The sequence below is a fragment of the Glycomyces rhizosphaerae genome (assembly GCF_042647865.1).
In the GTDB taxonomy this organism is placed as follows: domain Bacteria; phylum Actinomycetota; class Actinomycetes; order Mycobacteriales; family Micromonosporaceae; genus Glycomyces; species Glycomyces rhizosphaerae.
The window spans coordinates 1-23,056 of sequence record NZ_JBHRWO010000008.1 but is presented as its reverse complement, the minus strand read 5'-3'; the positions used below and the strand labels follow the sequence as shown (position 1 = coordinate 23,056).

Here is a 23,056-nt window from a genome sequence, read left to right as displayed (position 1 = left end):
GCAAGCGCCCGCCGCTTCGACCGGGAGGGGAGTTCCCGCCGGTGTCCCGCCGGTGTTCCGCCTTGTGATCGACCCCGCCGGTCACCAAGATGGTCCTGATCGACTCGGCCTTCAGCGCCCAAGTCATCTTCCTGTTGCGAAACGCATTGGCCCGCAAACTCATTCAAGTACCCAGGAGTCGGATATGACCGCAATCGACCGTCGGCAGTTCAACAGATCGCTCCTCGCCGTTCCCGCCGCCGCCCTGCTCGGCACGGGCCTTGGCGCGCTCGCTCCCGCCGCTGCCTCGGCCGCCCCCGCCGACTGGGATGCGCATTTTCTGGCGGGCATGGCGAACGGCGAACTCCTGCACCGCATGCGAACGGGTGACGGATCCTGGGGCACGGGCTGGAGCAAGGTCGCCACTCCTCCCGCCACGCTGTACCGCGTCTCCTGTGTCGGCATGAACGGGAACCTCCACACCGTCGCAACCCTCAACGGCGGGACACCGGACTACGGCGTCCGGCGCAGCGCCGACGGTTCCTGGACCGCATTCACGCCGATCCCCTCGGAATCGGGTCCCACAACCGGCGCCGTCCATGTCGCGGTGACCGCGCTCAACGGGGTGCTGCACGTCTTCGGCGCTTCCGAAGGCGGCGGCGCCCTGTACCACACCGTCCGCAATACGGACGGCGTCTGGCAGCCCCGCTGGGTGACGCTCAAGACCTTCGGGCGCATCAGCCACATCGCCACCACCAAAGTCGGCTCGACGATCGACACCGCCGTCATCGCCGACGGCAGGCTGTTCCACGCCATTCGCTCCTCGGGCGGGACATGGAGCGGCTGGGGCAACATCGAGAGCGCGGCCGGTGACATCGGGGACCCGTACCACGTTGCCGTGGCGGGAATCGGCTCGCAGCTCCATGTCGTGGCGCTGAACGGCTCCAGCGGTGTCTTCCACGCCATCCGCAGGGCGGACGCCACCTGGCAGCCGTTCAGGAAGGTGGCTGTTTTCAACAACTACAGGCCTTTCGAGGTCAGTGCCGCCAACGTCGGGGGCGAACTGCAGGTCGGGATCATCGATCTCGCCACCAACGGCACCCAGGCCGTCAGGCACTCCATCCGCCGAACCGACGGAACGTGGCGGTCCGTCAGCACCGTCTCCCGCACCGGTTTCACCGGTGAACCGGGGGTTCTGGCAATGGCCGCCATCCAGTAGGCCAGGGGTTCACCTCGAGTCCGGGGGCCGCCGCACCGGCCGGTGATGTCTACCATGGAGGACACAGCTCAATCGACTGATCCCGTGCACGAAAGCGGTGGCCGTTGGATCTCGTTGCCCCCTCGCCTTCCCCGACGATCTTCAATCCGGTTCCCGGCGACACCGCCATAGTGGAGTGGCTGCTCGGTCTACTGGGATTCCCGACGGTCATCATCGGCCTCGTGGTGATCGCGATGTCGATCGAATCGCTCTACGCCCGCGCCAGACAGGTCGTCCGGGGGGCGGTCGTCACCCGCCGCGCGGCCGGCGTTGCGGGTGCGTGGCTGGTGCGTCAGCCTCCGGTCCGCGTGCTCATGATCTGGCTGGTGACCGCCTGCGTCCTCGCGGCGCAGGCGGTCATGCTCGGGTTGAGCTGTATCGCGGGCGGTTTTCTCGCCTCGCCGTTCGACCCCGGACGCTCCGAGGTGCTGCTGGACGTCGTGCAGCACTCCCCGATCCTGCTGATCGATCCGGGCTTTATAGGCGCCAATGTGCGGCTTGACTGGATCTCCGCGATCTTCGTGCTCTGGTCGCTGATCTGGCTGCTGGTTGCGTACAGGGTCGGCGAAGGCGCCGCGGCGCTCACGGGGTTCATGGCCTTCCCGTTCTGGTTCTTCGCCGTCGGGGCGGGGATCTGGGTGGTCCTCTCGGTCGCGATCGACCTGCTCTTCGGGATCCTGACCTGGACGTTCACCGGGCCGGAGGCGTGGTCGATCACCAAGGGCACCTATGAGCAGGGGATGGTCGGCATCGCGGCCTGGTCGCTCGGCTACAGCCTGGCGTGCGCGGCTGCGCTGTACGCCACCGGCGTCCTGTTCAAGACCTGGGCCAAGGTGAACGCCGACCCGATCGGGGAATCGGGGCCTTGAGTCTGCGGTACGGGTGATGATGGAGGCGAGCGCTTGTGATCCGAGGAGGCAGGACATGCCGAAAACATCGAAAGCGACCGCAGACGAGACCATCCGCCTCGAAGGCTACGAAGGCCATGCCACCGAGCTGGACACCGGGTACACGGTGGTCTTCGAGTCCTACACGGCCGACGCCGACCTCACCGAGTACTTCAAGGGCCTGCCGGAGGACCGCTGCCAGTGCCCCCACTGGGGTTACGTCTTCAACGGGAAGGTCACCTTCAAGACCGCCGACGGCGACGAGACCTTCGAAGCCGGGGACGCCTACCACGTCGGCCCGGGGCACACGCCGATTCTCTACGCGGGGACCGACGTCGTCGAGTTCAGTCCCACCGAGGAGCTGAACCGCACGATCGAGGTGGTCTCGAAGAACATGGAGGCGGCGGCCTGAGCACCGCTCGAACGCGCCGGCAGGTCACCGGTGCGCCAAGACCAGTTCCCTTCCCGCCGAGGCGCATTGCGACGCGTACTCTGCCGGGGGCGAGCCGATCAGGTCCTTGAAGTCGTGGGTGAAGTGGGCCTGGTCAGACCATCCCAGTTCGGCCGCGAGCCGGGCCAGATCGGCGCCGGGGTCCTCGGCGAGGCGGTCGGCCGCGTCGTGGATGCGGTACCGCCGGATGAGCGTCTTCGGGCCGAGCCCGATGTAGTCCTGGAACAGCCGCTGCAAGGTCTTGGGGGACATGAAGAACCGTGCGGCCACCTGGTCGACCCGGGTGATCTCCCGGTCCTCCAGCATGGCCTTCACGGCCGCCAGCAGCCGCCCGTAGCGCCGATCGGGCGCGTCGGGCATGCGGGCCGCCAGGAATCCGGAGACCACTTGGATGGCGTCGATATCGTCGCCGCTCATCACGATCGAGTTGAGCTCGTCGGCTTCGGCGCCGAACACCGTGGCCGCGCCCGCCGACCAGTCCGCCAGAGCCGTCCCTTTCACGCCGCTGAAGGCGGTGAATCCGCCGGGTCGGAACTTGACCCCGAACACCCGGCCCCTGCCCGTGAGCGGGTGCCGCGAGACCGCGATCCCCGGGCCGTGCAGCTCCGCGCCGATGACCGGCATGAAGCTCAAATTCACGCACGGATGCGGGATGACCACCGACTCGTACGCGGTCCCTTCGGGGAGGTCCCAGCGCACCGACCAGTACCGCTCCACGTACTGGCCGAGCAGTCCCGTCTCGCGGTATCGCCGCAGGTCTATGAACCGCACCGCCTCGTGCGGCCGCAGGATGCCCTTGTCGCTGGCGGTGGCTCCGTTCACGTCCCGAATGCTAACCGCCGGGTATGACGCTTTTTTACAAGCGAGTCCGAGGTGCGGACGCGAGACTGGTGCCATGAGTGAGAACAAGGTGAACCCGATCCCTGACGGCTACCACACGATCACGCCGTTCATCGTCGTCAACGATGGCGCCAAGGCCATCGAGTTCTACAAGGAGGTCTTCGGCGCGAAGGTCCTGACCCGCAACGACATGCCCGACGGCACCGTCGCGCACTGCGAGATCCAGATCGGCGACTCGATCGTGCAGCTCGGCGACGCCAACCCCGCCTGGGGCATGGCCTCGCCCGACGCGGAGCAGATCACCGAGAGCCTCGTCCTCTACGTCGAGGACTGCGACGCGGTCTACGCCAAGGCCGTCGAGGCGGGGGCCATCGTCCGCGAAGAGCCCGCGGTGTTCCTCACCGGCGACCGCTTCGCGTCCATCGCCGACCCGTTCGGGCGCCGCTGGTCGATCATGACCCGCGTCGAGGACGTCTCCCGCGAGGAAGGCGAACGCCGCGTCGACGAATGGCTCGCCTCCATGGGCGAAGGCCAGTAGCAGCAACGAAAGCAGGGGCGGGCCGTGCACATTTGCGGCTCGCAAGCAGCCTCGACGAAGCTTGCGAGCCGCAACTGAGCAGAGCCGTGGCCCGCCCCTTGCTCAGTAACTCTCGGGATATCCCACCGTGGGCGCCGACACGTCATCGAGCGCCAGGCGGATCTCCGGCGGCAGGAACAGCTGTTCGGCCGCCAGCGAAGCCCGCAGCTGGGTCGCGTTGCGGGCGCCCACGATCGCCGAGGCCACGCCCGGCTGGTCGCGGACCCAGGCGAGCGCCACCTCCAGCGGGCTCACCCCGAGCCCTTCGGCCGCCGTCGCGCACGCCTCGACGATCCCGGCCGACCGCTCGTCCAGGTACACCCCGGCGAACCGCGACCACTGCGCCGAGACCGCCCGCGAATCCGCGGGCCGCCCGAACCGGTACTTGCCCGTCAGCACTCCGCGTCCGAGCGGGGACCACGCGAGCACGCCCATCTCCAGGGCGAGGCACGCCGGCAGCACCTCCCGCTCGACTCCGCGCTGCAGCAGCGAGTACTCGACCTGGTTGGCGACGATCGGCGTCCGGCCCGGCCACGCCGACTGCCATGCGAACGCGCGCGCCGTCTGCCAGCCCGTGTGGTTCGACAAGCCGACATAGCGGACCTTCCCGCTCGACACCGCCGAGTCGAGCACCGACATGGTCTCCTCCAGCGGCGTGTCCGGGTCGTACACGTGCAGGATCCAGAGGTCGATGTAGTCGGTGCCGAGCCGCCGCAGCGACCCCTCGAGTGACCGCATCAGCCACCCGCGAGACGTGTCCCGCTTGCGCGGCGCCCCGTCCGTGCGCACCCCGGCCTTCGTCGCGATGTGCAGCTCCGAGCGCGCCACGATCTTGCCGATGAGCTGGCCGATCACCGCTTCCGCCGCACCCTGCCCGAACACGTCGGCGGTGTCCACGAGCGTGCCGCCGGCCTCCACGAACGTCTGCAGCTGCGCTGCGGCATCCTCAAGGCCGGCCTCGTCGGTGGTCCACGTCATCGTCCCCAGGCCTAGCGAGGAGACTTCGATGCCGCTGCGTCCAAGTGGTCGGCGTTCCATGACCACACAAGTTACATCGAGCAACCTTCGCATGAAAGCCTCAGGTGCACTTGGTAGGACAACAAGTGCGTCTCGGTCGCGAAATGCCGGCACTGGCCGGTCGGCCGGTATTCGAAATAAGATCGCGGTCATGGATTCCTGGACCGCACCGCACCTGCCCGCCCTGCCCGGCCACGGCCCCGCCCTGCGCCTGCACGACACCGCTTCGGCGGGCCAGCTCGAAACGGTCAAGCCCGGCTCCGAGCGCGCCTCGATGTACGTCTGCGGCATCACCCCCTACGACGCCACCCACCTCGGCCACGCCGCCACGATGATCACCTTCGACCTCGTGCACCGCTACTGGCTCGACCAGGGCATCGACGTCCACTACGCCCAGAACGTTACCGACGTCGACGAGCCCCTCTTCGAACGTGCCGAACGCGACGGCACCGACTGGCAGGTCCTCGGCCTGCGCGAGACCGCCCTCTACCGCGAGGACATGGAGGCGCTCGGGGTCCTCCCGCCCCGCCACTACATCGGCGCCGTCGAATCCATCCCCTCCGTCGGCCAGGCCATCGCCCGCCTCCTGGAGAGCGGCGCCGCCTACCGCCACGAATCAGGTGACATCTATTACGCCGTCGAATCCAACCCTGAGTTCGGCAGCGAATCGAACTACGACCGCGAGACCATGCTCCGCTACGCCCGCGAACGCGGCGGCGACCCCGACCGCGAGGGCAAGCGCGACCCGCTCGACCCGATCCTGTGGAACGCCCCCCGCGACGGCGAGCCGTCCTGGGACTCGCCCGTCGGCCCGGGCCGCCCCGGCTGGCACATCGAATGCACCTGCATCGCCCTCGACTACCTCGGTGAGCGCATCGACGTCCAGGGCGGCGGCAACGACCTCATCTACCCCCACCACGAGTTCTCCGCCGCCCACGCCGAGTCCCTCACCGGCGCAAGGCCCTTCGCCCGCGCCTACGTCCACACCGGCATGATCGGCCTCGACGGCGAGAAGATGTCGAAGTCCCTCGGCAACCTCGTGTTCGTCTCCAAACTCCGCGCCGAAGGCGTCGACCCCGCCGCCGTCCGCCTCGCCCTCCTCGCCGACCACTACCGCTCCGACCGGCAGTGGAGCGCCGCCAAGCTGGCCGAAGCCGAACTGCGCGTGGGCCGCTGGCGCGAGGCCGTCTCCCGTGAACTCGCCGTCCCGGCAGGAGCCATGCTCAAGGCCGTTCGCGAACGCCTGGCCGACGACCTCGACACCGCCGGAGCGCTCGCCGCCGTCGACGACTGGGCCAACGAGACCCTCACCAATGGAGGCGAAGACCCCTCGGCTCCGACCCTCGCCCGCGACACGATCGGAGGATTGCTCGGCATAGACTGCACGCGCTGATTGTGCGAAATGCCGAGTATCGGTACGCTCACAGTTGAGCGTGGCCGACTCCCCGCGTCCCCCCTGGAGTCGAATTGAAGATCCTGCTGCTGGCGTCCGCTTTCAACGGCCTGACCCAGCGCGTCTGGTGCGCCCTGCGCGAGCAGGGGCACGAGGTCGGCGTCGAACTCGCCCCGGCTCACAGCACCCCCGAGTCGATGACCCGCGCGGTCGAGCGCGTCGACCCCGACCTCATCCTGTGTCCCTTCCTCAAACACCGTGTGCCCGAAGAGGTCTGGAGCCGCTGGACCACCGTGATCGTCCACCCCGGACCGGTGGGCGACCGCGGCCCCTCCTCGCTCGACCACACGATCCTCGGCCGGGGCCCCCGCTGGGGCGTCACCGCGCTCTCGGCGGTCGAGGAGATGGACGCCGGACCCGTCTGGGCCTGCTCCACATTCGACGTCCCCGAGGGCATCACCAAATCGGCGCTCTACAACAGCCGCGTCGCCGACGCCGCCATGGAATGCGTCGCCACCGTGATCCGCAAGGTCGCGAACGGCGACCGCCCCGTCCCCGCCGACGAACACCCCCGCGCCATCCCCGGCACCGGCGAACTGCCGCTGCTGCGACGCAACGCCTTCGCCCTCGACTGGCGCGCCTCGGCCACCGAACTCGCCCGCCGCATCGCCGCCGCCGACGGCGCCCCCGGCGCGCCCGCCGTCCTCGACGGCCGCACCTACTGCCTCTTCGACGCCGCCGCCACCAGCGAGCACACCGGCGCCGAACCCGGCACCATCGTCGGCCGCGACTGCGAATCCATCGCCTTCGCCACCGGCCGCGGCACCCTCTGGGTCGGCTACGCCGCCCTCCTCGAGAAGAAGCGCGGACTCAAACTCCCGGCCGCCATGGTCATCGACGCCGCGAGCGCGCCCTTCAAACCCGCGCCCGAGGCCATCGCCGAATCCCTCTACCGCCGCGAAGGCGACATCGGCTACCTCACGATCCGCTCCTACAGCGGCGCCATGCACACCGAGCAGTGCCGCCGCCTCACCGGCGCCGTCGAGAAGGCCCTCACCGAGGACACCCGCATCCTCGTCATCACCGGCACCGAGCACGCCTTCTCCAACGGCATCCACCTCGGCGTCATCGACGCCGCCCCCGACCCCGCCGCCGAAGCCTGGAACAACATCAACGCCATCGACGAGCTCTGCCTCGCGATCGCCCAGGCCGAGCAGCTCACCGTCGCCGCGTTCTCCGCGAGCGCCGGCGCCGGCGGCGTCATGACCGCCCTCTGCGCCGACGTCACCGTCGCCCGCGACGGCGTCGTCCTCAACCCCTATTACGACATGGGCATCTACGGCTCCGAGCTGCACACCTGGTCGGTCGCCAACCGCGTGGGCGCGCAGACCGCCGCCCGCCTCCTCGGCGAGAAGCTCCCGATCTCCGCCGCCGAGGCCAAGCAGATCGGCCTCATCGGCGCCGTCGGCCCCCGCGACTGGGACGAGTTCCAGCGCTGGCTGCGCGCCGTCGCGATCGGCTACAACGAGCCGGTCACGCGCGGGCGCATGTTCGCCGCCAAGGCCCGCCGCCGCGCCGAGTCGAAGCCCCTGTCGTACTACCAGACCATCGAGCTGGCCGAGATGGCCCGCGACATGTTCGACGACCGCCACGGCTTCCACGCCAAGCGCCGCGCGTTCCTCGGCAAGTCGGCCCCGGCCGAGACGCCGGAGAAGCTCCGCTTCCGCTGAACCGGGGCCGTGCCGGCCGGAGAAGGGTTGCCAGTCTCCCGACTGCGTTGACAGGCGGCATCCCACCTGATGGACTGTTCCTATGTTCGAAGAAGGACAGTACTTCGCGCCGGTCAACACCGACGCCGACGGCACGGTCGTCGTGGAACTGGGTGAGAACCACCCGGGCTTCGCCGACCCCGAGTACCGCGACCGGCGCAACGCCATCGCGGCCCTCGCAATGGATTGGAAACCCGGCCTACCCATGCCGACCGTTTCCTATACCGACACTGAACACGAGATATGGCGGCTGGTCAGCGCCGAACTCGCCATCAAGCATCAAGCCCTGGCCAACCACGAGTACCTGGAGGGCGCCGAGCGCCTCAAACTCCCCGCCGACCACATCCCGCAGCTCCACGAGGTCTCCGAGTCCCTGGAGCCGCTCACGGGCTTCAGCTACGTACCCGCGGCGGGGCTCGTGCCCCTGCGCGAGTTCTACGGGGTGCTCGCCGAGGGGAAGTTCCACGCGACCCAGTACATCCGCCACCACTCGGTGCCGCTGTACACGCCCGAGCCGGACGTCATCCACGAGGTCATCGGCCACGCCAACGCCCTCGCCTCGCCGCGGTTCGCCGCGCTCTACCGCGTCGCCGGTGAGGCGGCCCGCCGCGTCCATTCCGAGGACGCGCTCGAGTTCGTCTCCCGCGTCTTCTGGTTCACCCTCGAGTTCGGGGTCATGAGCGAGAAGGACGGCCTGAAGGCCTACGGCGCGGGCATCCTGTCCTCGTACGGGGAGATCGACGAGTTCCGGGGCATGGAGATCATGCCGCTCGACCTGGTCACCATGGGCACCATCGACTACGACATCACGAAGTACCAGGACCACCTCTTCGACGCGGGGTCGATGGAGCAGCTGGAGGACGTGGTGGGGGAGTTCTGGGCGACCTGCGACGACGAGTCGATCGAGCGCCTCAAGGCGGACGCCCGCTGACCGAACCGGTCACCGCACGGCGAAGCGGCCGGGCGCATCGCCCGGCCGCACGAACGCCGTCCCGCGGTTCAGCCGCCGCTCTTGAGCGCGGCCATGCGGGCTAGTACAGTCCCGCTTCGTACTTCGGGCCGTACTTGTCGACGAGCTCTTCCAAAGTCGCCTCGACGACCTGGGTCTCCTTGACCAGCTGCGCGTGCTGGGGCAGCGCGTCGGGCGTCCAGGTCTCGGGCTTCCAGATGCCCGAACGCATGGAGGCCTTGCCGCAGTGGAAGTAGATCGTGTCGATCTCGATCACCAGCGCCAGAACCGGCTTGTGGCCCTTGACGACCATGTCCTCGAAGAACGGCGCGTCCGAGACGACCCGGGCACGCCCGTTGATCCGCAGCGTCTCGCGCCGGCCCGGGATCAGCGAGAGCAGGCCGACATGGGGGTTGGCGAGCACGTTGTGGTAGCCGTCGACGCGGTGGTTGCCCTTGCGCTCGGGGATGGCGAGGGTCGAGTCGTCGAGCACGTGGACGAGCTTCCCGGCCGGGTCGCCCTTGGGGGAGGCGTCGCAGTTGCCCTCGGCATCGGCGGTCGCGAGCACGCAGTAGGGGGAGGCGGCGAGCCATTCGCGGTCGCGTTCGTGGAGCTTCGCCCGCTCCTTGGTGGCGGCCTGGGGCATCACCTCGCCCACGATCTCACGGAGCTTGGCGGGATCGGTGACTTCGGTCCACAGGTGACTGTCGAGCGTGTCCATCTGGGTCCCTTCGAAAGAGACGGCCATTACGACCCGATGCTACGCCCTCATTCGCGTTCTGGGCCAGACCCGACTCGGCGCTCGTCCGCGTCGGCGATGCCGTCGCGCACGCCCATGCGGACGATCCAGTACATGACATAGGTGCCGATGATGAAGAAGATCAATCCGAGGAAGAATTCCATACCGCGAATCCTATTCGTCCCTGTGTGATCTTCGTCCGACACGGTGCCCATCCTGTGAAACCGAGTTCCCACTTGGCGGCACTCCCCAGTACCCTTGACCCCGTGTCTGCGAAGAGTCTTTTCCTTGATGTCCTGAGCCGCCGCGTCGTGATCGCCGACGGCGGTATGGGCACCATGCTGCAGACCTTCGACCCCACGATGGAGGACTACGACGGCCACGAGGGTCTCTCCGACATCCTGTGCTTGACCCGCCCCGACATCGTGCTCGGCATCCACGACGCCTACCTGGCCGCCGGGGCCGACTGCGTCGAGACCAACAGCTTCAACGCGAACTACGGCGGCCTCGTCGAATACGACATCGTCGACCGCGCCCGCGAGATCGCCCACGCGGCCGCGAGCCTCGCCCGCCAGAAGGCCGACGAGTACTCGACTCCCGAGTGGCCCCGTTTCGTCCTCGGCTCGATGGGCGGCGGCACCCGCCTGCCCACCCTCGGCCACGCCCCCATGGCGCTGCTGCGCGACCACTACCAGGAATGCGTCCTCGGCCTCATCGAAGGCGGCGCCGACGCCATCCTCGTCGAGACCGCCCAGGACCTCCTCCAGGCCAAGGCCGCCGTCATCGGCGCCAAGCGCGCCAACGCCGAACTCGGCACGAAGGTCCCGATCATCGCCCAGGTCACCGTCGAGACCACCGGCACCATGCTCGTCGGCGGCGAGATCGGCGCGGCCCTGGCCAGCCTCGCCTCCCTCGGCATCGACATGATCGGCCTCAACTGCGCCACCGGGCCGGAGGAGATGAGCGAGCACATCCGCTACCTCTCCCGTCACTCGCCGGTCCCGATCTCGGTCATGCCCAACGCGGGCCTGCCGACCCTCGGCCCCAACGGCGCGGTCTACCCGCTGACCCCCGAGGAGCTCGCCGACGCCCACGAGGACTTCGTCAAGAACTTCGGCGTGAGCCTCGTCGGCGGCTGCTGCGGCACCACGCCCGACCACATCAGGGCCGTCCGCGCCCGCCTCGGCGGCTCCCCTGAGAACCTGATCAAGCCCAAGGAGCGCACCCCCGTCCTCGAACCGGGCGTCTCCTCCTCCTACCACCACGTCCCCTACCTCCAGGACGCCTCGATCCTCAACGTCGGCGAGCGCACGAACGCCAACGGCTCCAAGGCCTTCCGCGACGCCATGCTCGCCGCCGACTACGACCGCTGCGTCGAGATCGCCCGCGAGCAGGCCGGCGGCGGCTCCCACCTGCTCGACCTCTGCGTCGACTACGTCGGCCGCGACGGGGCCGTGGACATGAACGTCCTCGCCTCCCGTTTCGCCACGGCCTCCACGCTCCCGATCATGCTCGACTCCACCGAGCCGAACGTGGTCGAAGCCGGCCTCGACGCCCTCGGCGGCAAATGCATCGTCAACTCCGTCAACTTCGAGGACGGCGACGGCCCGAACTCCCGCTACCAGCGCATGATGCCGCTCGTCGCCGAGCACGGCGCGGGCGTCGTCGCCCTGTGCATCGACGAGGAGGGCCAGGCCCGCGACCGCGACTGGAAGGTCCGCGTCGCCTCCCGCCTCATCGACGACCTCACCGGCACCTGGGGCATGAAGGTCCAGGACATCTTCGTCGACGCCCTCACCTTCCCCATCTCCACCGGCCAGGAGGAGACCCGCAAGGACGGCATCGAGACCATCGCCGCCATCCGGGAGATCGCCCGCCTCTACCCGGGCGTCAACTTCACCCTCGGCGTCTCCAACATCTCCTTCGGCCTCAACCCGGCCGCCCGCCAGGTCCTCAACTCCGTGTTCCTCAACGAATGCGTCGAAGCGGGCCTCACCAGCGCGATCGTCCACTCCTCGAAGATCCTGCCGATGGCCTCGATCCCCGAGGAGCAGAAGCAGGTCGCCCTCGACATGGTCTACGACCGCCGCGCCGAGGACTACGACCCGCTCCAGAAGCTCATCGAGATCTTCGACGGCGTCAGCCTCGCCGGCACCAAGGAGGCCCGCGCCGAAGCCCTCGCCGCGCTCCCGCTGGACGAACGCCTCGCGCAGCGGATCATCGACGGCGACAAGAACGGCCTGGACACCGACCTCGACGACGCCATGGCCGCAGGCCGGCGGCCGCTCGACATCATCAACGACAACCTCCTCGAAGGCATGAAGGTCGTCGGCGACCGCTTCGGCTCCGGCCAGATGCAGCTGCCGTTCGTCCTCCAGTCCGCCGAGGCCATGAAGTTCGCCGTCGCCCACCTCGAACCCCACATGGACAAGGCCGACAGCACCGACAAGGGCACCATCGTGCTCGCCACCGTCCGCGGCGACGTCCACGACATCGGCAAGAACCTCGTCGACATCATCCTGTCCAACAACGGCTACACCGTCGTCAACCTCGGCATCAAGCAGCCCATCAACGCCATCCTCGACGCCGCCGAAGAGCACAAGGCGGACGTCATCGGCATGAGCGGCCTGCTCGTCAAGTCGACGGTGATCATGAAGGACAACCTCGCCGAGATGATGGCCCGCAGCCTCCACCGGCGCTGGCCCGTCCTCCTCGGCGGCGCCGCGCTCACCCGCGCCTACGTCGAGGACGACCTGCGCGAGATGTTCGACGGCGGCCAGGTCCACTACGCCCGCGACGCCTTCGAGGGCCTCGACCTCATGAACAAGGTCATGACCGCCCGCCGCACCGGCGTCGACATCGTCGACCCCGAGAAGGAGGCGAAGATCGCCCTGCGCCGCGAACGCCGCGCCAAGCAGGCCACGATGGTCGCCGAGACCCTGCCGCCCCTCGACGACACCTCGGTGCGCTCCGACGTCGCCACCGACGTCGAGATCCCGGTCCCGCCGTTCTACGGCTCGCGCGTCGTCAAGGGCATCCCGACGGCCGAGTACGCCGCGCTGCTCGACGAGCGCGCCACCTTCCTCGGCCAGTGGGGCCTCAAGCCCGCCCGCGGCGACGGCCCCTCCTACGAGGAGCTGGTCGAGACCGAGGGCCGCCCGCGCCTGCGCTACTGGCTCGACCGGCTGGCCACCGACAACGTCCTCGAGGCGAAGGTCGTGTACGCGTACTTCCCGGCGTACTCCGAGGGCAACACCCTCGTCGTCCTCGACGAGAACGGCCACGCCGAGCGCGCCCGCTTCACCTTCCCGCGCCAGCGGCAGGGCCGCCGCCAGTGCCTGGCGGACTTCTTCCGCGCCAAGGACGGCGAGCAGCTCGACGTCCTCGGGATGCAGCTGGTCACCTTGGGCTCCAAGGTCTCCGAGTACACGAACGAGCTGTTCCAGGCGAACGCCTACCGCGACTACCTCGAAGTCCACGGCCTCACCGTGCAGCTCACCGAGTCGCTCGCCGAGTACTGGCACCGGCGCATGCGCCGCGAATGGGTGCTGCCCTCGGGCGGCACCGTCGCCGACGCCGACCCCGGTGACCTCAAGGGCTACTTCGACGTCGACTTCCGCGGCTGCCGCTACTCGTTCGGCTACCCGGCCTGCCCCGAACTGGCCGACCGCGCCACGCTCGTCGAGCTCCTCGGCGCCGACCGCATCGGCGTGGAACTGTCCGAAGGGGACCAACTCCACCCGGAGCAGTCCACCGACGCGATCGTCCTCCACCACCCAGAAGCGAGCTACTTCAACGCCAAATAGCCCCGGGAGGTGCCGTACCAATTTACGGCTCGCAAGCTTCGCCAAGGGTGTGCCTTTGGGGCGCCGGGCACCGAGCCCGAAGCCGCGTTCACCCGGCCGTCAACGGCCCGGCACCATAGAGCCATGTCGCACGAACTCGTCGCCTATCTCGGCGTCATGGACGCCGGGAAGTCCACCCTCGCGCTCCAGTACCACCACTCCCTCGGCGGCACCGGCGTCGTCTACACCTCCATGGACCGCGGGGGAGAAGGCGTCGTCTCCAGCCGCATCGGCCTCAGCCACGAGGCCCGCGAGGTCAAACCAGGCTTCGACATCTACGACGACCTCGCCGCGATCAAACCCCCGTACGTGATCGTCGACGAAGTCCAGTTCCTCGAAGCCCCCAAGCAGATCAACCACCTCGCCGACGCCGTCGACGGCCTCGGCCTCGACGTCTACGCCTTCGGCCTCAAGACCGACTTCCTCGGCCGCCTCTTCCCGGCCACCCAGCGGCTCATCGAACTCGCCGACCGCGTCGAAGAACTCCCCGTCCGCGTCAACTGCTGGTGCGGCGAACGCGGCACCCACAACGCGCGCCTCCGCGACGGCGTCATGGTCTTCTCCGGCGACCTCGTCGAGGTCGGCGACATGGACTCCTACACCGTCCTGTGCCGCCGCCACCACCGCTCCGGCCTCGCTTGAGGCGTGTGAGCCTCCTCGCGGGCACGCCCCAAGACAGGCCTCGCCAAAGACGACGCCCGTAATGTTGACCGTGTGACTGACCTACCGGAAGCCGCGTTCCCGCAAGCCGTGCTCTTCGACATGGACGGCACCCTCGTCGACAGCGAGATCGTCTGGGACACCGGCATCGAAGAACTCGCCGAGATCCTCGGCGGCGCGCTCGACCCCGCCGTCCGCGCCCGCATGGTCGGCACCAACGAAGACGCCTCCGTCGTCATGCTCCTCGAAAGCCTCGGCATCCCCCTCACCGAAGCACCCCACCGCCAGACCTGGCTGCGCACCCGCATGAAGGAACTCTTCGCCCAAGGCGTCGCATGGAAGCCCGGCGCGCGCGAACTCCTCCTCGAATGCCGCGCCGCCGGCATCCCGACCGCGCTCGTCACCTCGACGCCGCGCGAACTCGCCGACCTCATCATCGGCCACGTCGGCCCCGACAACTTCGACCTCACCATCTGCGGCGACGAGGTCGACCACCGCAAACCCGACCCCGACCCCTACCTCACCGCCGCCGCCAAGCTCGGCGTCGACGTCGAGCGCTCCGTGGCCTTGGAAGACTCCGTCTCCGGCGTCGCCTCCGCCCTGGCCTCAGGCGCGGTCACCATCGCGATCCCGAGCGAGGTCGAGCTCCCCGCCGACCTCGATGTCCTGCGCCTCGACTCGCTCGACGGCATCGACCTGGCGTACCTGCGCACCCTCGGGTAAACCCGTTGACTGCCTGGGCGACTGACACCAGTCTGTCCCCATGGAGCCCAGTCACGTCATCGTCAAAGCCCTAGCGGACCCCGAACGCCTTCGCCTCTTTGCCGACATCGTCCTCGCGGACCCCGGCGCGAGCGTCACCGAGCTGAAAGAGCGCCATCCGCACGCCGAGAAAGCGCTCATCCGCCTCTTCGACGCCGGTCTCGTCACCCGCGAGGACGGCAAGGTCCGCGCCGCACCCGGCGCCTTCAGAGCCGCCGCCGCGGCCGCCCGCGAAGCGGCACCCGCCGCGCCGCCGGGCACGAGTCCCGAAGTGGCCCAGCTGTACTCCAACGGCCGCATCAGCGTCATGCCGGTGAACCGCCGCACCCGGGTCGCGCTCCTGCGCGACATCGCGCGCCGCCGCTTCGAGTTCGACCGCGTCTACACCGAAGCCGAGATCACCGAGACACTCGCCGCCGAATACCACGACCCGCTCCAACTGCGCCGCGACCTGATCGACGAACTCCTGCTCGAACGCACCCTGGGCGGCAAGGAATACCGCCGCCGCGAGGCCCCGCCGATCACCGGCACATAGCGAAACGCCCCGGGAAATCCCGGGGCGTCCGTCCTCTCACTCCCGCGACAAGATCGCGTCGCGGTGCTGATCGCCCCAGTCCTCCAAGGGCTTCAAAGCCACGCTCAACGATTCGCCCAGCGGCGTCAGCGAGTACTCCACACGCGGCGGCACCTCCGCGTACAGCTCCCGGTGCACCACCCCGCTCGCCTCCATCTGACGCAGATTCTCGGCCAGCACCTTCTCGCTCACACCGTCGAGCTTCCGCCGGATCTGCCCGAACCTGACAGGCCCCTCGGCGAGCACCCACATCAAGTGCATCTTCCACTTGCCGCCGACAACATCGATCGCGATCGACATCCCGCACGTTTGATCTACGTCACTCGTCGCCTGCATCGCGGCCCTCCCGACCATATTTCGAACGTCCCGGTAAGTAACCCCACCTGGAAGTGCGGTCTTGCGAAGCCTACCCGGCACGACCGACCATAGATCCTGTCAAGACACACAGGAATCCACCACTTACCAAGGGGCACAACATGTCTGCGAAGCAATCCGTCACCGTGATCGGCCTCGGTCCGATGGGCCGCGCCACCGCCAAGATCCTCCTCGCGGCCGGCGTCGACGTCACCGTCTGGAACCGCACCCCCGGCAAGGCCGAAGCCCTCGCCGAACTCGGCGCCAAGCCTGCCGCCACTGTCGCCGAGGCCATCGCCGCCAACGACACGATCCTGCTCTCCCTCATCCACTACGACGCCATGTACGGCGTCCTCGAACAAGGCCCCGCCGACCTCACCGGCAAGACCATCGTCAACCTCTCCTCCGACTCCCCGGCCAACACCGCCAAAGGCGCCGGCTGGGTCCTCGACCGCGGCGCCCGCTTCCTCACCGGCGCCTACATGACCCAGAGCGACGACATTCAGCACCCCGCCTCGCACCTGTACATCAGCGGCCCCAAAGAACTCCACGACGAACTGCGGCCCCTGCTCGAACTGCTCTGCACCAACGAATACCTCGGCGCCGACTACGGACTCGCGCAGCTCTACTACCAGGCCGGACTCGCCATGTTCCACGCCTACCTCACCTCGCTCCAACAGGCGCTGGCGATGATCGAGCGCTCCGGCGGCAGCGTCGACACGTTCATCGAACTCACCAAGGACGACGCCCAGAGCCAGCGCGACTTCACGCTCTACTTCGCCGAGGCCGCCAAGCAGGGGGGCTGGGGCGACCTGGCGGCACTCAAGATGATGCACGCCGGAGCCCAGCACGTCATCGACGCCAGCGAGGACGCGGGCGTGGACGCCGCCCTCACCCGAACCATCCAGGACTACTACCAGCGCGCCCTCGACGCCACCGAGAAGACCGGCGAGGTCGTGCCGGTCTACCAGATCTTCCGCAACGCCGCCGGATAGAAAGCCGCACACGATGCCTTCCATCACCGTCCTCGGCCTCGGCGCCATGGGCTCGGCCATCGCCGCACGCCTCCGCGTCCACGGCCACGCCGTCACCGTGTGGAACCGCAGCCCGGACAAGACCGAACCGCACGCCGAAGCCGGCGCGAACGCCGCCGCCACCATTGAAGAAGCGGTCGCTGCGAGCGACACTGTCCTCGTCGTCCTGCTCGACCACGCCAGCGTCCGCGAACGGCTCGACCCGGTCGCCGCCGAACTCAAAGGCAAGACCGTCGTCAACCTGGTCACCACCACACCGAACCAGGCCCGCGACACCGCGGCCTGGGCCGCCGAGCACGACATCCCGTACGTCGACGGCGCCATCATGGCGGTCCCGTCGATGATCGGCGAACCGCACGCCCGCCTCCTCTACTCCGGCGACGAGCACGCGTACAACGCCGTCCTCCCCGTCCTCGAGCAGCTCGGCACCGCCGAGTTCACGGGGGAGGACCCGGGAGTCGCCTCGCTCAAGGACATGGCCCTGCTCTCCGCCATGGACCTCATGGTCCTCGGCTACGTCCAGGCCATCGCCATGATGCGCACCGCCGGAACCCCGGCGGTCGATACGGCCGCCGAAGTCGAGGCCTGGCTCGCCGCCATGCTCCCGCACGGCAGGGAACTCGCGGCGATCGTCGACGGCGGCACCTACGACACCGGCGGCCAGAGCGTCGACTTCGACCGCTTCGGCATCGCCTCGCTCATCACCGCCAGCCGCGAACAGGGCGTCCGGGCCGACCTCCTCGAACCGCACCAGAAGCTCCTCGAAGAGCTCGCCGCCACCGGCCACGGCGACAGCGACTGGATCCGCGTCATCGAACGACTCACCATCCGCTGAGCAACCACCGCAGGGGAAACCACCATGTCAAAGGGCACCATCAGCATCCTCGGCCTCGGCGCCATGGGCTCGGCCATCGCCGCACGCCTCCGCGAGACCGGATACGCCACCACCGTCTGGAACCGCACCGCCGCCAAGACCGAACCGCACGTCAAAGCCGGCGCGATCGCAGTCGCCACGATCAGTGAAGCCGCGCAGGCAAGCGACATCGTCGTAGCGGTCCTCCTCGACCACGCCAGCGTCCGCGAGAACCTCGAACCCGCAGCCACCGAACTGAAGGGCAAGGTCCTCGTCAACCTGACCACCACCACGCCGAACGAATCCCGCGCCACCGCCGCCTGGGCCGCCGACCACGGCATCACCTACCTCGACGGCGCCATCATGGCCGTCCCGGCCATGATCGGCCGGCCCGGTTCACGCCTCCTCTACTCGGGAGACGAGAACGCCTACGCCATCACCAAACCCGCCCTCGAAACCCTCGGCGCAACCGACTTCGAAGGCACCGACGCCGGACTCGCCTCGCTCAAGGACATGGCGCTCCTGTCCGCCATGTACGCGATGTTCGGCGGAGTGCTGCAAGCGGTCGCGATGATGCGCACCGTCGGCGTACCCGCTACGCAGACCGCCAGGGACGTCACCGCCTGGCTCAGCGCGGTCGTCCCGCTGGCGGAACCGACTGTGGCCGTCGTCGACAGCGGCGAGTACGACCCAGCGCCCGGCCAGGACGTGGCCTTCACCAGGACAGCGGTCAGATCACTCATAACCGCCGCCCGCGAACAGGGGATCGGCGCGGACTTCCTCGAGCCGCTCGTCAAACACCTCGACGAACTCGCCGCCACCGGCCGCGACACCGCCGACTGGGTCAGCGTCATCGAGCAGCTCTCGATCGCTGACTGAGCACCGCTGGGGGCGGGCCGACTACCGGTCCGCCCCCAGCAGCGCCAACTTGTCGTAGTCGTCCGTCCCCGGCGCGGCCGTCAACGTCACCAGCATCTGCCCCGAACCGTCCGCCACCCGGAACTGGTCCTTGTACAGCTCGAGCAGGCCCACGATCGGATGATCGAACCGCACCGACCCGATATTGCAGTCCTTCACCTCGGCCTGCGCCCACAGCTCCGCGAAGAACCGGTGCCGCACCGACAACTCGCCGATCAGCCCCGTCAACTCCTTGTCGTCGGGGAACAGCGCCGCCATCTTCCGCAACTGCGCCACCGTCTCCCACGAGCACACCGCCTCCCAGTCCGGGAAGTACGCCCGCGAGTCGTCGTCGAACAGCAGCCGCACGAAGTTCGGATTCGACCCCAGATCCCAGCCGAACCCGCCGTACAGCAAGCGCGCCAAACGATTCGACGCCAGCACGTCCTGCCGATGGTTCATGATCAACGCCGGGAACCCGTCGATCGCCGCCAGCATCGTCTGCAGCGACGGCCGCACCCCGGCGGCCGCCTGCAGCGGACCCAACCGCGAATTCCCCGCCAACCGGTGCAGATGGGCCCGCGTCGTCTCGTCCAGGCGCAGCGCCCGCGCCACCGCGTCCAGCACCTGATCCGACGGGTGCTTCGCCCGCCCCTGCTCGAGTCGCGTGTAGTAGTCCACGCTCACCCCGGCCAGCAGCGCCAACTCCTCCCGGCGCAGCCCCGGCACCCGCCGCCGCGCGTCCTCGCGCAGCCCCACATCCGCCGGGTTCACACGCGCACGCCGCGCCTGCAGGAACTTCCCCAGGTCCACCACGTCCTCGAGCTTGTGGATCTCGGCCTTGTCGGTATCTGTCGCATCAGGTGTCATCCCGCAAACCTCCGCGGCAAGTATCGCCGCGATCGCCCGCCGATGCCTAGGTCTGTCAGTCCTAGGGTCGAACGACCCCAGGTCGAACAGACGTCTGGCAGCCCCTCCGAAACCGCCGCAGCATGGTCCGCATGAGAACCCACATCGTCTACGCCCACCCGCACAACGGCTCCCTCAACGCCGCCCTCCGCGACGAAGCCGTCCAGACCCTCGAAGGACTCGGCCACACCGTCACCGTCTCCGACCTCTACGCCATGGACTTCAAAGCCGTCGCCGACTACGACGACTTCGGCCCCACCGAGAACGAGCACTTCATGGCCGCCGCGGGCGAAGCCTGGGACAAAGGCGAGATCGCGGAGGACATCAAGGCCGAACAGGCCAAGCTCCTCGCCGCCAACAACGTGATCCTCCAGTTCCCGCTGTGGTGGTTCACGGTGCCCGCCATCATGAAGGGCTGGATGGACCGGGTCTTCACCAACGGTTTCGGCTACCGCCCCTCCCGTGACTGGAAGCGCTACGGGGACGGTCTCCTCGCGGGCAGACGCGCCATGATCGTCGTGACCACCGGCGCGGCCGACGTGCATCTCTCCGAGCGCGGTATCAACGGCGACATCAACGACCTGCTCTTCCCGATCCAGCACGGCGTCCTCTTCTACACCGGCATGGAGGTGCTCCCTCCTGTGGTCGTCACCGGCGCCGGCTGGCAGGTCGAGTACCCGGACATGGTCAAGCACCTGCAAGGACGCCTCGAGACCCTCGCCGAGACCGAGCCGATCGCCTACCGCAAGCAGACCGAGGACTACGACGAGCACAAGCGCCTCCTGCCCGGCCGCGAGACCGAGGGCACCACCGGATTCGCCCTGCACATCGCCTAGGACGCCAAAAGCCGGAGCGGCGCAACGCCGCTCCGGCTCGGACTCACCGCGTACCTACCGCACTATTCGAACGGGAACTTGTCGGCGAACGCCGGCTTCAGGTCGTCGACCCACACCGCGTTCTCGTCGAACTTCGCGTAGAACGGACGCCCCACGAGGTCAGGATCCCTGGCCTGGAGCATCCGCAGCGCGAACACCTTCTCCTCGCCGATCTCCACGATCCCGTCCACCGCCACCTTGCCGGGCGTCGCCGACATCGACGGACCCCGCACGGTCCGGCACAGCCCCGAGACCTGGCTGAACGCGTCGCGGAAGATCTCCCACGCGCGCGCCAGCGGCACCGAGAAGTAGTCCTGCGGACCCGTGTCGCGCTCGACGAACATGTAATAGGGGATCATCCCCATCCGGTGCTGGGTCTTCCACATCCCGGCCCACTGCTCCGCGTCGTCGTTGATCGTCCTGATCAGCGGCGCCTGCGTCCGGATCACCGCACCGGTCGCACGGATCCGTCGCACCGCCTCCTGGACGAGCTCCGACTCCAGTTCCTTCTGGTGCGAGAAGTGCGCCATGAACGCCAGGTTCTTCCCCGACGCCACCACCCGCTCGAACAGCCGCAGCGTGTCATCAGCGTCGGGGTCCGTCACGAACCGCTGCGGCCAGTAGGCCAGCGCCTTCGATCCGATCCGGATCGACTCCACGTGCTCGAGCTCGAGCAGCGGCTCGATGTACCGCCGCAGCACCGGCTCGCCCATGATCATCGGGTCGCCGCCGGTCAGCAGCACACTGCTCACCTCGGTGTGGTCCCGCACGTAGCCCGTCAGCTGCTCGACGTCGTTGTTGGCCATCTTCAGGTCGGCGATGCCGACGAACTGCGCCCAGCGGAAGCAGTAGGTGCAGTACGCGTGGCAGGTCTGACCCTGCTGCGGGAAGAAGAGCACCGTCTCGCGGTACTTGTGCTGCAGGCCCGGGATCGGCTCTTCGCCGGCCTTGGGGATGTTCAGCTGCAGCTGCCCCGCCGGATGCGGATTGAGCTTGAACCTGATCGCATTGGCCGCTGCCGTGACCTCCTGCTTGGAGGCGTCGTTCTGCAGCAGGCCCGCGATGTGGTCGACGTCCTCGGCCGGCAGCATGTCCTCCTGCGGGAAGACCAGCCGGAACATCGGATCCTCGGTCGCGCGGTCCCAGTCGATCAGTTCGTCGACGACATAGGCGTTCGTCCGGAACGGAAGGACCGATGCCACGGCCCTCGTCCGGAGCCGCTGCTCCTCGGTCAGCGGCGCTCGCTGGAGCAACTCGTCCAGGTGGCGGATGGTGTAGGCCTGGAAGCGCCTACCGGTGTTTTCAGGAGCAGTCACGAGAACCCCCTCCTCTTGCGATATCGGTTTGCAACTGGGCAGGCAGGCCTGGTTACAAGACAAGTGCGCGAAACCAACGACCACCGTGCCGCCCTGCAGGCGATTCCGCCTGCGCTCGGCTCCGTGACCTTTCGACCACGGATGGTGCACCCGATGCTTTCGCGCACACTGTGCGTGAATATGAAATTTTCAGGCGTTTGTGACGACCCTAACCCAGGGTCGCATCGAGCGAAATCGGGACCGCCTTCAGCGCCTGACTCACCGGGCAACCTTCCTTCGCGCCGTTCGCGATCTTCTCGAATTCGGCGGCGTCGATCCCGGGAATGACCGCGTTGACCGTCAGCGCGATGTCGGTGATCCCGGTACCCGGCTTGAAGGTGACCGCAGCTTCGGTGACGATCTCGTCCGCCTTGTAGCCGGCCTTCGCCAGCGCTCCGGAGAACGCCATGGAGAAGCAGGAGGTGTGCGCCGCCGCGATGAGTTCCTCGGGGCTGGTCATGCCCTCGGGGTTGTGCGTGCGCGCGGCCCAGGTGACCGGCGTGTCCGGGAGACCGGAGGACACGAAGCTGGTGACGCCGGCACCCTCCTGCAGGTCGCCGGTCCATCGGGTGCGTGCGTTGCGAGTGGCTGACATGCCTTCTCCTCTGATTGGAGTTCCTTCGCTCGCAGGCTAACAGCCGAAGCTGGAGCCAGGGGGCAGTCCGCGACGGCGGCTGAGCATGCGGTTCGGTCGCCGTCTTTGCGGAAGCCCTTGATGTCTCCCCTGGTCAAGCGTATCGTTGAATGGAAGGCCACCCCCCTGGTTTCGGCCCCTTCAAGGGTGTGTATATTTGTCTTTGCCCGCGGGGGAACGGAACGGCCGAGAAAGACCAGGCCGGTTCGGAGATCACGGAGGCACGCGACAAGCTCTGAGGAGCGCTGGCGCGGTCCGAGATCGAGACGCGGGAATCCTGAGACTCCATAGAGGCTCAATCGCATGTGATGAGGGTCAATGACCCCCAGTTCGACGTTGCGAATTGAGACTAGTAATGTTGTTCGGGTTGCTCCAGCTGAGGCCGAATCCTTAAATGTGGATCGACTTGGGTTGGCGTGTTGTTTGAGAACTCAACAGGGTGTTT

The 23,056-nt window shown here is 68.1% G+C and carries 23 protein-coding genes; 15 read left to right on the top strand and 8 right to left on the bottom strand.

All coding sequences use genetic code 11. The features are described from left to right. Window positions 1-184: 184 nt before the first annotated feature. The 3 genes from ACFO8M_RS08255 (at window position 185) to ACFO8M_RS08245 (ending at window position 2,536) form a co-directional block, all read left to right on the top strand. Window positions 185-1,198 carry a hypothetical protein gene (locus tag ACFO8M_RS08255; protein WP_387973155.1) on the top strand — a complete coding sequence of 338 codons (1,014 nt, stop codon included), beginning with the start codon at window positions 185-187 and terminating at the stop codon, window positions 1,196-1,198. 104 nt (window positions 1,199-1,302) lie between these two features. After that, window positions 1,303-2,106 carry a hypothetical protein gene (locus ACFO8M_RS08250; RefSeq protein ID WP_387973152.1) on the top strand — a complete coding sequence of 268 codons (804 nt, stop codon included), beginning with the start codon at window positions 1,303-1,305 and terminating at the stop codon, window positions 2,104-2,106. Between the two features lie 55 nt (window positions 2,107-2,161). After that, window positions 2,162-2,536 carry a cupin domain-containing protein gene (locus tag ACFO8M_RS08245; protein WP_387973149.1) on the top strand — a complete coding sequence of 125 codons (375 nt, stop codon included), beginning with the start codon at window positions 2,162-2,164 and terminating at the stop codon, window positions 2,534-2,536. Between the two features lie 24 nt (window positions 2,537-2,560). Here the strand turns inward: ACFO8M_RS08245 and ACFO8M_RS08240 are convergent, their stop codons facing one another. Next, on the bottom strand, window positions 2,561-3,397 hold the full coding sequence (locus ACFO8M_RS08240; RefSeq protein WP_387973147.1) for an AraC family transcriptional regulator: 837 nt from the start codon (window positions 3,395-3,397) through the stop codon (window positions 2,561-2,563). A 73-nt stretch (window positions 3,398-3,470) separates the two neighbouring features. Here ACFO8M_RS08240 and ACFO8M_RS08235 point away from each other — a divergent pair, with 73 nt between their 5' ends. Then, the gene (locus ACFO8M_RS08235; RefSeq protein ID WP_387973144.1) at window positions 3,471-3,953 is read left to right on the top strand and encodes a VOC family protein; all 483 of its coding nucleotides are present in this window, start codon (window positions 3,471-3,473) and stop codon (window positions 3,951-3,953) included. 102 nt (window positions 3,954-4,055) lie between these two features. Here the strand turns inward: ACFO8M_RS08235 and ACFO8M_RS08230 are convergent, their stop codons facing one another. Next, complete coding sequence (locus ACFO8M_RS08230; protein WP_387973141.1) at window positions 4,056-5,030, bottom strand: aldo/keto reductase; 975 nt, start codon at window positions 5,028-5,030, stop codon at window positions 4,056-4,058. A 130-nt stretch (window positions 5,031-5,160) separates the two neighbouring features. On the opposite strand from ACFO8M_RS08230, the gene mshC reads away from it, so the two are divergent. From mshC to ACFO8M_RS08215, 3 genes are all read left to right on the top strand, one after another. Continuing rightward, window positions 5,161-6,402 (top strand): cysteine--1-D-myo-inosityl 2-amino-2-deoxy-alpha-D-glucopyranoside ligase, encoded by a 1,242-nt coding sequence (mshC, locus tag ACFO8M_RS08225; protein WP_387973138.1) that lies wholly within the window; start codon window positions 5,161-5,163, stop codon window positions 6,400-6,402. A gap of 74 nt (window positions 6,403-6,476) precedes the next feature. Beyond that, complete coding sequence (locus tag ACFO8M_RS08220) at window positions 6,477-8,132, top strand: enoyl-CoA hydratase-related protein (protein WP_387973135.1); 1,656 nt, start codon at window positions 6,477-6,479, stop codon at window positions 8,130-8,132. 82 nt (window positions 8,133-8,214) lie between these two features. Continuing rightward, the gene (locus ACFO8M_RS08215; protein ID WP_387973132.1) at window positions 8,215-9,102 is read left to right on the top strand and encodes a phenylalanine 4-monooxygenase; all 888 of its coding nucleotides are present in this window, start codon (window positions 8,215-8,217) and stop codon (window positions 9,100-9,102) included. A 100-nt stretch (window positions 9,103-9,202) separates the two neighbouring features. On the opposite strand, the gene ACFO8M_RS08210 is transcribed toward ACFO8M_RS08215, so the two are convergent. Next, the gene (locus ACFO8M_RS08210; protein WP_387973130.1) at window positions 9,203-9,868 is read right to left on the bottom strand and encodes a pyridoxamine 5'-phosphate oxidase family protein; all 666 of its coding nucleotides are present in this window, start codon (window positions 9,866-9,868) and stop codon (window positions 9,203-9,205) included. Between the two features lie 20 nt (window positions 9,869-9,888). After that, window positions 9,889-10,023 (bottom strand): hypothetical protein, encoded by a 135-nt coding sequence (locus tag ACFO8M_RS08205; protein WP_387973127.1) that lies wholly within the window; start codon window positions 10,021-10,023, stop codon window positions 9,889-9,891. Between the two features lie 102 nt (window positions 10,024-10,125). Between ACFO8M_RS08205 and metH the strand changes: the two genes are divergently transcribed. The 4 genes from metH to ACFO8M_RS08185 all read left to right on the top strand — a co-directional run bounded on the left by metH (window position 10,126) and on the right by ACFO8M_RS08185 (window position 15,661). Continuing rightward, entirely contained in the window at window positions 10,126-13,665 is a 3,540-nt protein-coding gene (gene metH, locus ACFO8M_RS08200) for a methionine synthase (RefSeq protein WP_387973125.1), read from the top strand. 123 nt (window positions 13,666-13,788) lie between these two features. After that, complete coding sequence (locus tag ACFO8M_RS08195) at window positions 13,789-14,346, top strand: thymidine kinase (protein WP_387973122.1); 558 nt, start codon at window positions 13,789-13,791, stop codon at window positions 14,344-14,346. 72 nt (window positions 14,347-14,418) lie between these two features. Continuing rightward, complete coding sequence (locus ACFO8M_RS08190; RefSeq protein ID WP_387973119.1) at window positions 14,419-15,087, top strand: HAD family hydrolase; 669 nt, start codon at window positions 14,419-14,421, stop codon at window positions 15,085-15,087. Between the two features lie 40 nt (window positions 15,088-15,127). After that, window positions 15,128-15,661 (top strand): DUF2087 domain-containing protein, encoded by a 534-nt coding sequence (locus tag ACFO8M_RS08185; protein WP_387973116.1) that lies wholly within the window; start codon window positions 15,128-15,130, stop codon window positions 15,659-15,661. Between the two features lie 36 nt (window positions 15,662-15,697). On the opposite strand, the gene ACFO8M_RS08180 is transcribed toward ACFO8M_RS08185, so the two are convergent. Beyond that, window positions 15,698-16,036: a winged helix-turn-helix transcriptional regulator gene (locus ACFO8M_RS08180; RefSeq protein ID WP_387973113.1), complete on the bottom strand. Its 339-nt coding sequence runs from the start codon at window positions 16,034-16,036 to the stop codon at window positions 15,698-15,700. A 140-nt stretch (window positions 16,037-16,176) separates the two neighbouring features. Here ACFO8M_RS08180 and ACFO8M_RS08175 point away from each other — a divergent pair, with 140 nt between their 5' ends. Genes ACFO8M_RS08175 through ACFO8M_RS08165 form a run of 3 tightly spaced genes read left to right on the top strand, consistent with a single transcriptional unit; the run spans window position 16,177 to window position 18,820 of the window. Continuing rightward, complete coding sequence (locus ACFO8M_RS08175) at window positions 16,177-17,049, top strand: NAD(P)-dependent oxidoreductase (protein ID WP_387973110.1); 873 nt, start codon at window positions 16,177-16,179, stop codon at window positions 17,047-17,049. Between the two features lie 13 nt (window positions 17,050-17,062). Next, window positions 17,063-17,923, top strand: coding sequence for an NAD(P)-dependent oxidoreductase (locus ACFO8M_RS08170; protein WP_387973107.1), 861 nt, complete (start codon window positions 17,063-17,065; stop codon window positions 17,921-17,923). 24 nt (window positions 17,924-17,947) lie between these two features. Next, on the top strand, window positions 17,948-18,820 hold the full coding sequence (locus ACFO8M_RS08165; RefSeq protein ID WP_387973105.1) for an NAD(P)-dependent oxidoreductase: 873 nt from the start codon (window positions 17,948-17,950) through the stop codon (window positions 18,818-18,820). Between the two features lie 21 nt (window positions 18,821-18,841). Here ACFO8M_RS08165 and ACFO8M_RS08160 read toward each other — a convergent pair whose 3' ends face one another. Then, entirely contained in the window at window positions 18,842-19,708 is an 867-nt protein-coding gene (locus ACFO8M_RS08160; RefSeq protein WP_387973102.1) for a helix-turn-helix transcriptional regulator, read from the bottom strand. A gap of 131 nt (window positions 19,709-19,839) precedes the next feature. Here ACFO8M_RS08160 and ACFO8M_RS08155 point away from each other — a divergent pair, with 131 nt between their 5' ends. Next, window positions 19,840-20,583 (top strand): NAD(P)H-dependent oxidoreductase, encoded by a 744-nt coding sequence (locus tag ACFO8M_RS08155; RefSeq protein ID WP_387973099.1) that lies wholly within the window; start codon window positions 19,840-19,842, stop codon window positions 20,581-20,583. A 62-nt stretch (window positions 20,584-20,645) separates the two neighbouring features. Here the strand turns inward: ACFO8M_RS08155 and ACFO8M_RS08150 are convergent, their stop codons facing one another. After that, on the bottom strand, window positions 20,646-21,938 hold the full coding sequence (locus ACFO8M_RS08150) for a KamA family radical SAM protein (protein WP_387973097.1): 1,293 nt from the start codon (window positions 21,936-21,938) through the stop codon (window positions 20,646-20,648). 208 nt (window positions 21,939-22,146) lie between these two features. Next, window positions 22,147-22,572 carry an OsmC family peroxiredoxin gene (locus ACFO8M_RS08145; RefSeq protein ID WP_387973094.1) on the bottom strand — a complete coding sequence of 142 codons (426 nt, stop codon included), beginning with the start codon at window positions 22,570-22,572 and terminating at the stop codon, window positions 22,147-22,149. Between the last annotated feature and the right edge of the window lie 484 nt (window positions 22,573-23,056).

What these genes read in the sequence shown, in the direction of transcription:
- ACFO8M_RS08255 (WP_387973155.1), top strand. Translation starts at nt 185, where the DNA reads ATGACCGCAATCGACCGTCGGCAGTTCAACAGATCGCTCCTCGCCGTT.
- ACFO8M_RS08245 (WP_387973149.1), top strand. Translation starts at nt 2,162, where the DNA reads ATGCCGAAAACATCGAAAGCGACCGCAGACGAGACCATCCGCCTCGAA.
- ACFO8M_RS08235 (WP_387973144.1), top strand. Translation starts at nt 3,471, where the DNA reads ATGAGTGAGAACAAGGTGAACCCGATCCCTGACGGCTACCACACGATC.
- ACFO8M_RS08230 (WP_387973141.1), bottom strand. Translation starts at nt 5,030, where the DNA reads ATGGAACGCCGACCACTTGGACGCAGCGGCATCGAAGTCTCCTCGCTA.
- mshC (WP_387973138.1), top strand. Translation starts at nt 5,161, where the DNA reads ATGGATTCCTGGACCGCACCGCACCTGCCCGCCCTGCCCGGCCACGGC.
- ACFO8M_RS08215 (WP_387973132.1), top strand. Translation starts at nt 8,215, where the DNA reads ATGTTCGAAGAAGGACAGTACTTCGCGCCGGTCAACACCGACGCCGAC.
- ACFO8M_RS08210 (WP_387973130.1), bottom strand. Translation starts at nt 9,868, where the DNA reads ATGGCCGTCTCTTTCGAAGGGACCCAGATGGACACGCTCGACAGTCAC.
- ACFO8M_RS08205 (WP_387973127.1), bottom strand. Translation starts at nt 10,023, where the DNA reads ATGGAATTCTTCCTCGGATTGATCTTCTTCATCATCGGCACCTATGTC.
- ACFO8M_RS08195 (WP_387973122.1), top strand. Translation starts at nt 13,789, where the DNA reads ATGTCGCACGAACTCGTCGCCTATCTCGGCGTCATGGACGCCGGGAAG.
- ACFO8M_RS08185 (WP_387973116.1), top strand. Translation starts at nt 15,128, where the DNA reads ATGGAGCCCAGTCACGTCATCGTCAAAGCCCTAGCGGACCCCGAACGC.
- ACFO8M_RS08180 (WP_387973113.1), bottom strand. Translation starts at nt 16,036, where the DNA reads ATGCAGGCGACGAGTGACGTAGATCAAACGTGCGGGATGTCGATCGCG.
- ACFO8M_RS08175 (WP_387973110.1), top strand. Translation starts at nt 16,177, where the DNA reads ATGTCTGCGAAGCAATCCGTCACCGTGATCGGCCTCGGTCCGATGGGC.
- ACFO8M_RS08170 (WP_387973107.1), top strand. Translation starts at nt 17,063, where the DNA reads ATGCCTTCCATCACCGTCCTCGGCCTCGGCGCCATGGGCTCGGCCATC.
- ACFO8M_RS08165 (WP_387973105.1), top strand. Translation starts at nt 17,948, where the DNA reads ATGTCAAAGGGCACCATCAGCATCCTCGGCCTCGGCGCCATGGGCTCG.
- ACFO8M_RS08160 (WP_387973102.1), bottom strand. Translation starts at nt 19,708, where the DNA reads ATGACACCTGATGCGACAGATACCGACAAGGCCGAGATCCACAAGCTC.
- ACFO8M_RS08155 (WP_387973099.1), top strand. Translation starts at nt 19,840, where the DNA reads ATGAGAACCCACATCGTCTACGCCCACCCGCACAACGGCTCCCTCAAC.
- ACFO8M_RS08145 (WP_387973094.1), bottom strand. Translation starts at nt 22,572, where the DNA reads ATGTCAGCCACTCGCAACGCACGCACCCGATGGACCGGCGACCTGCAG.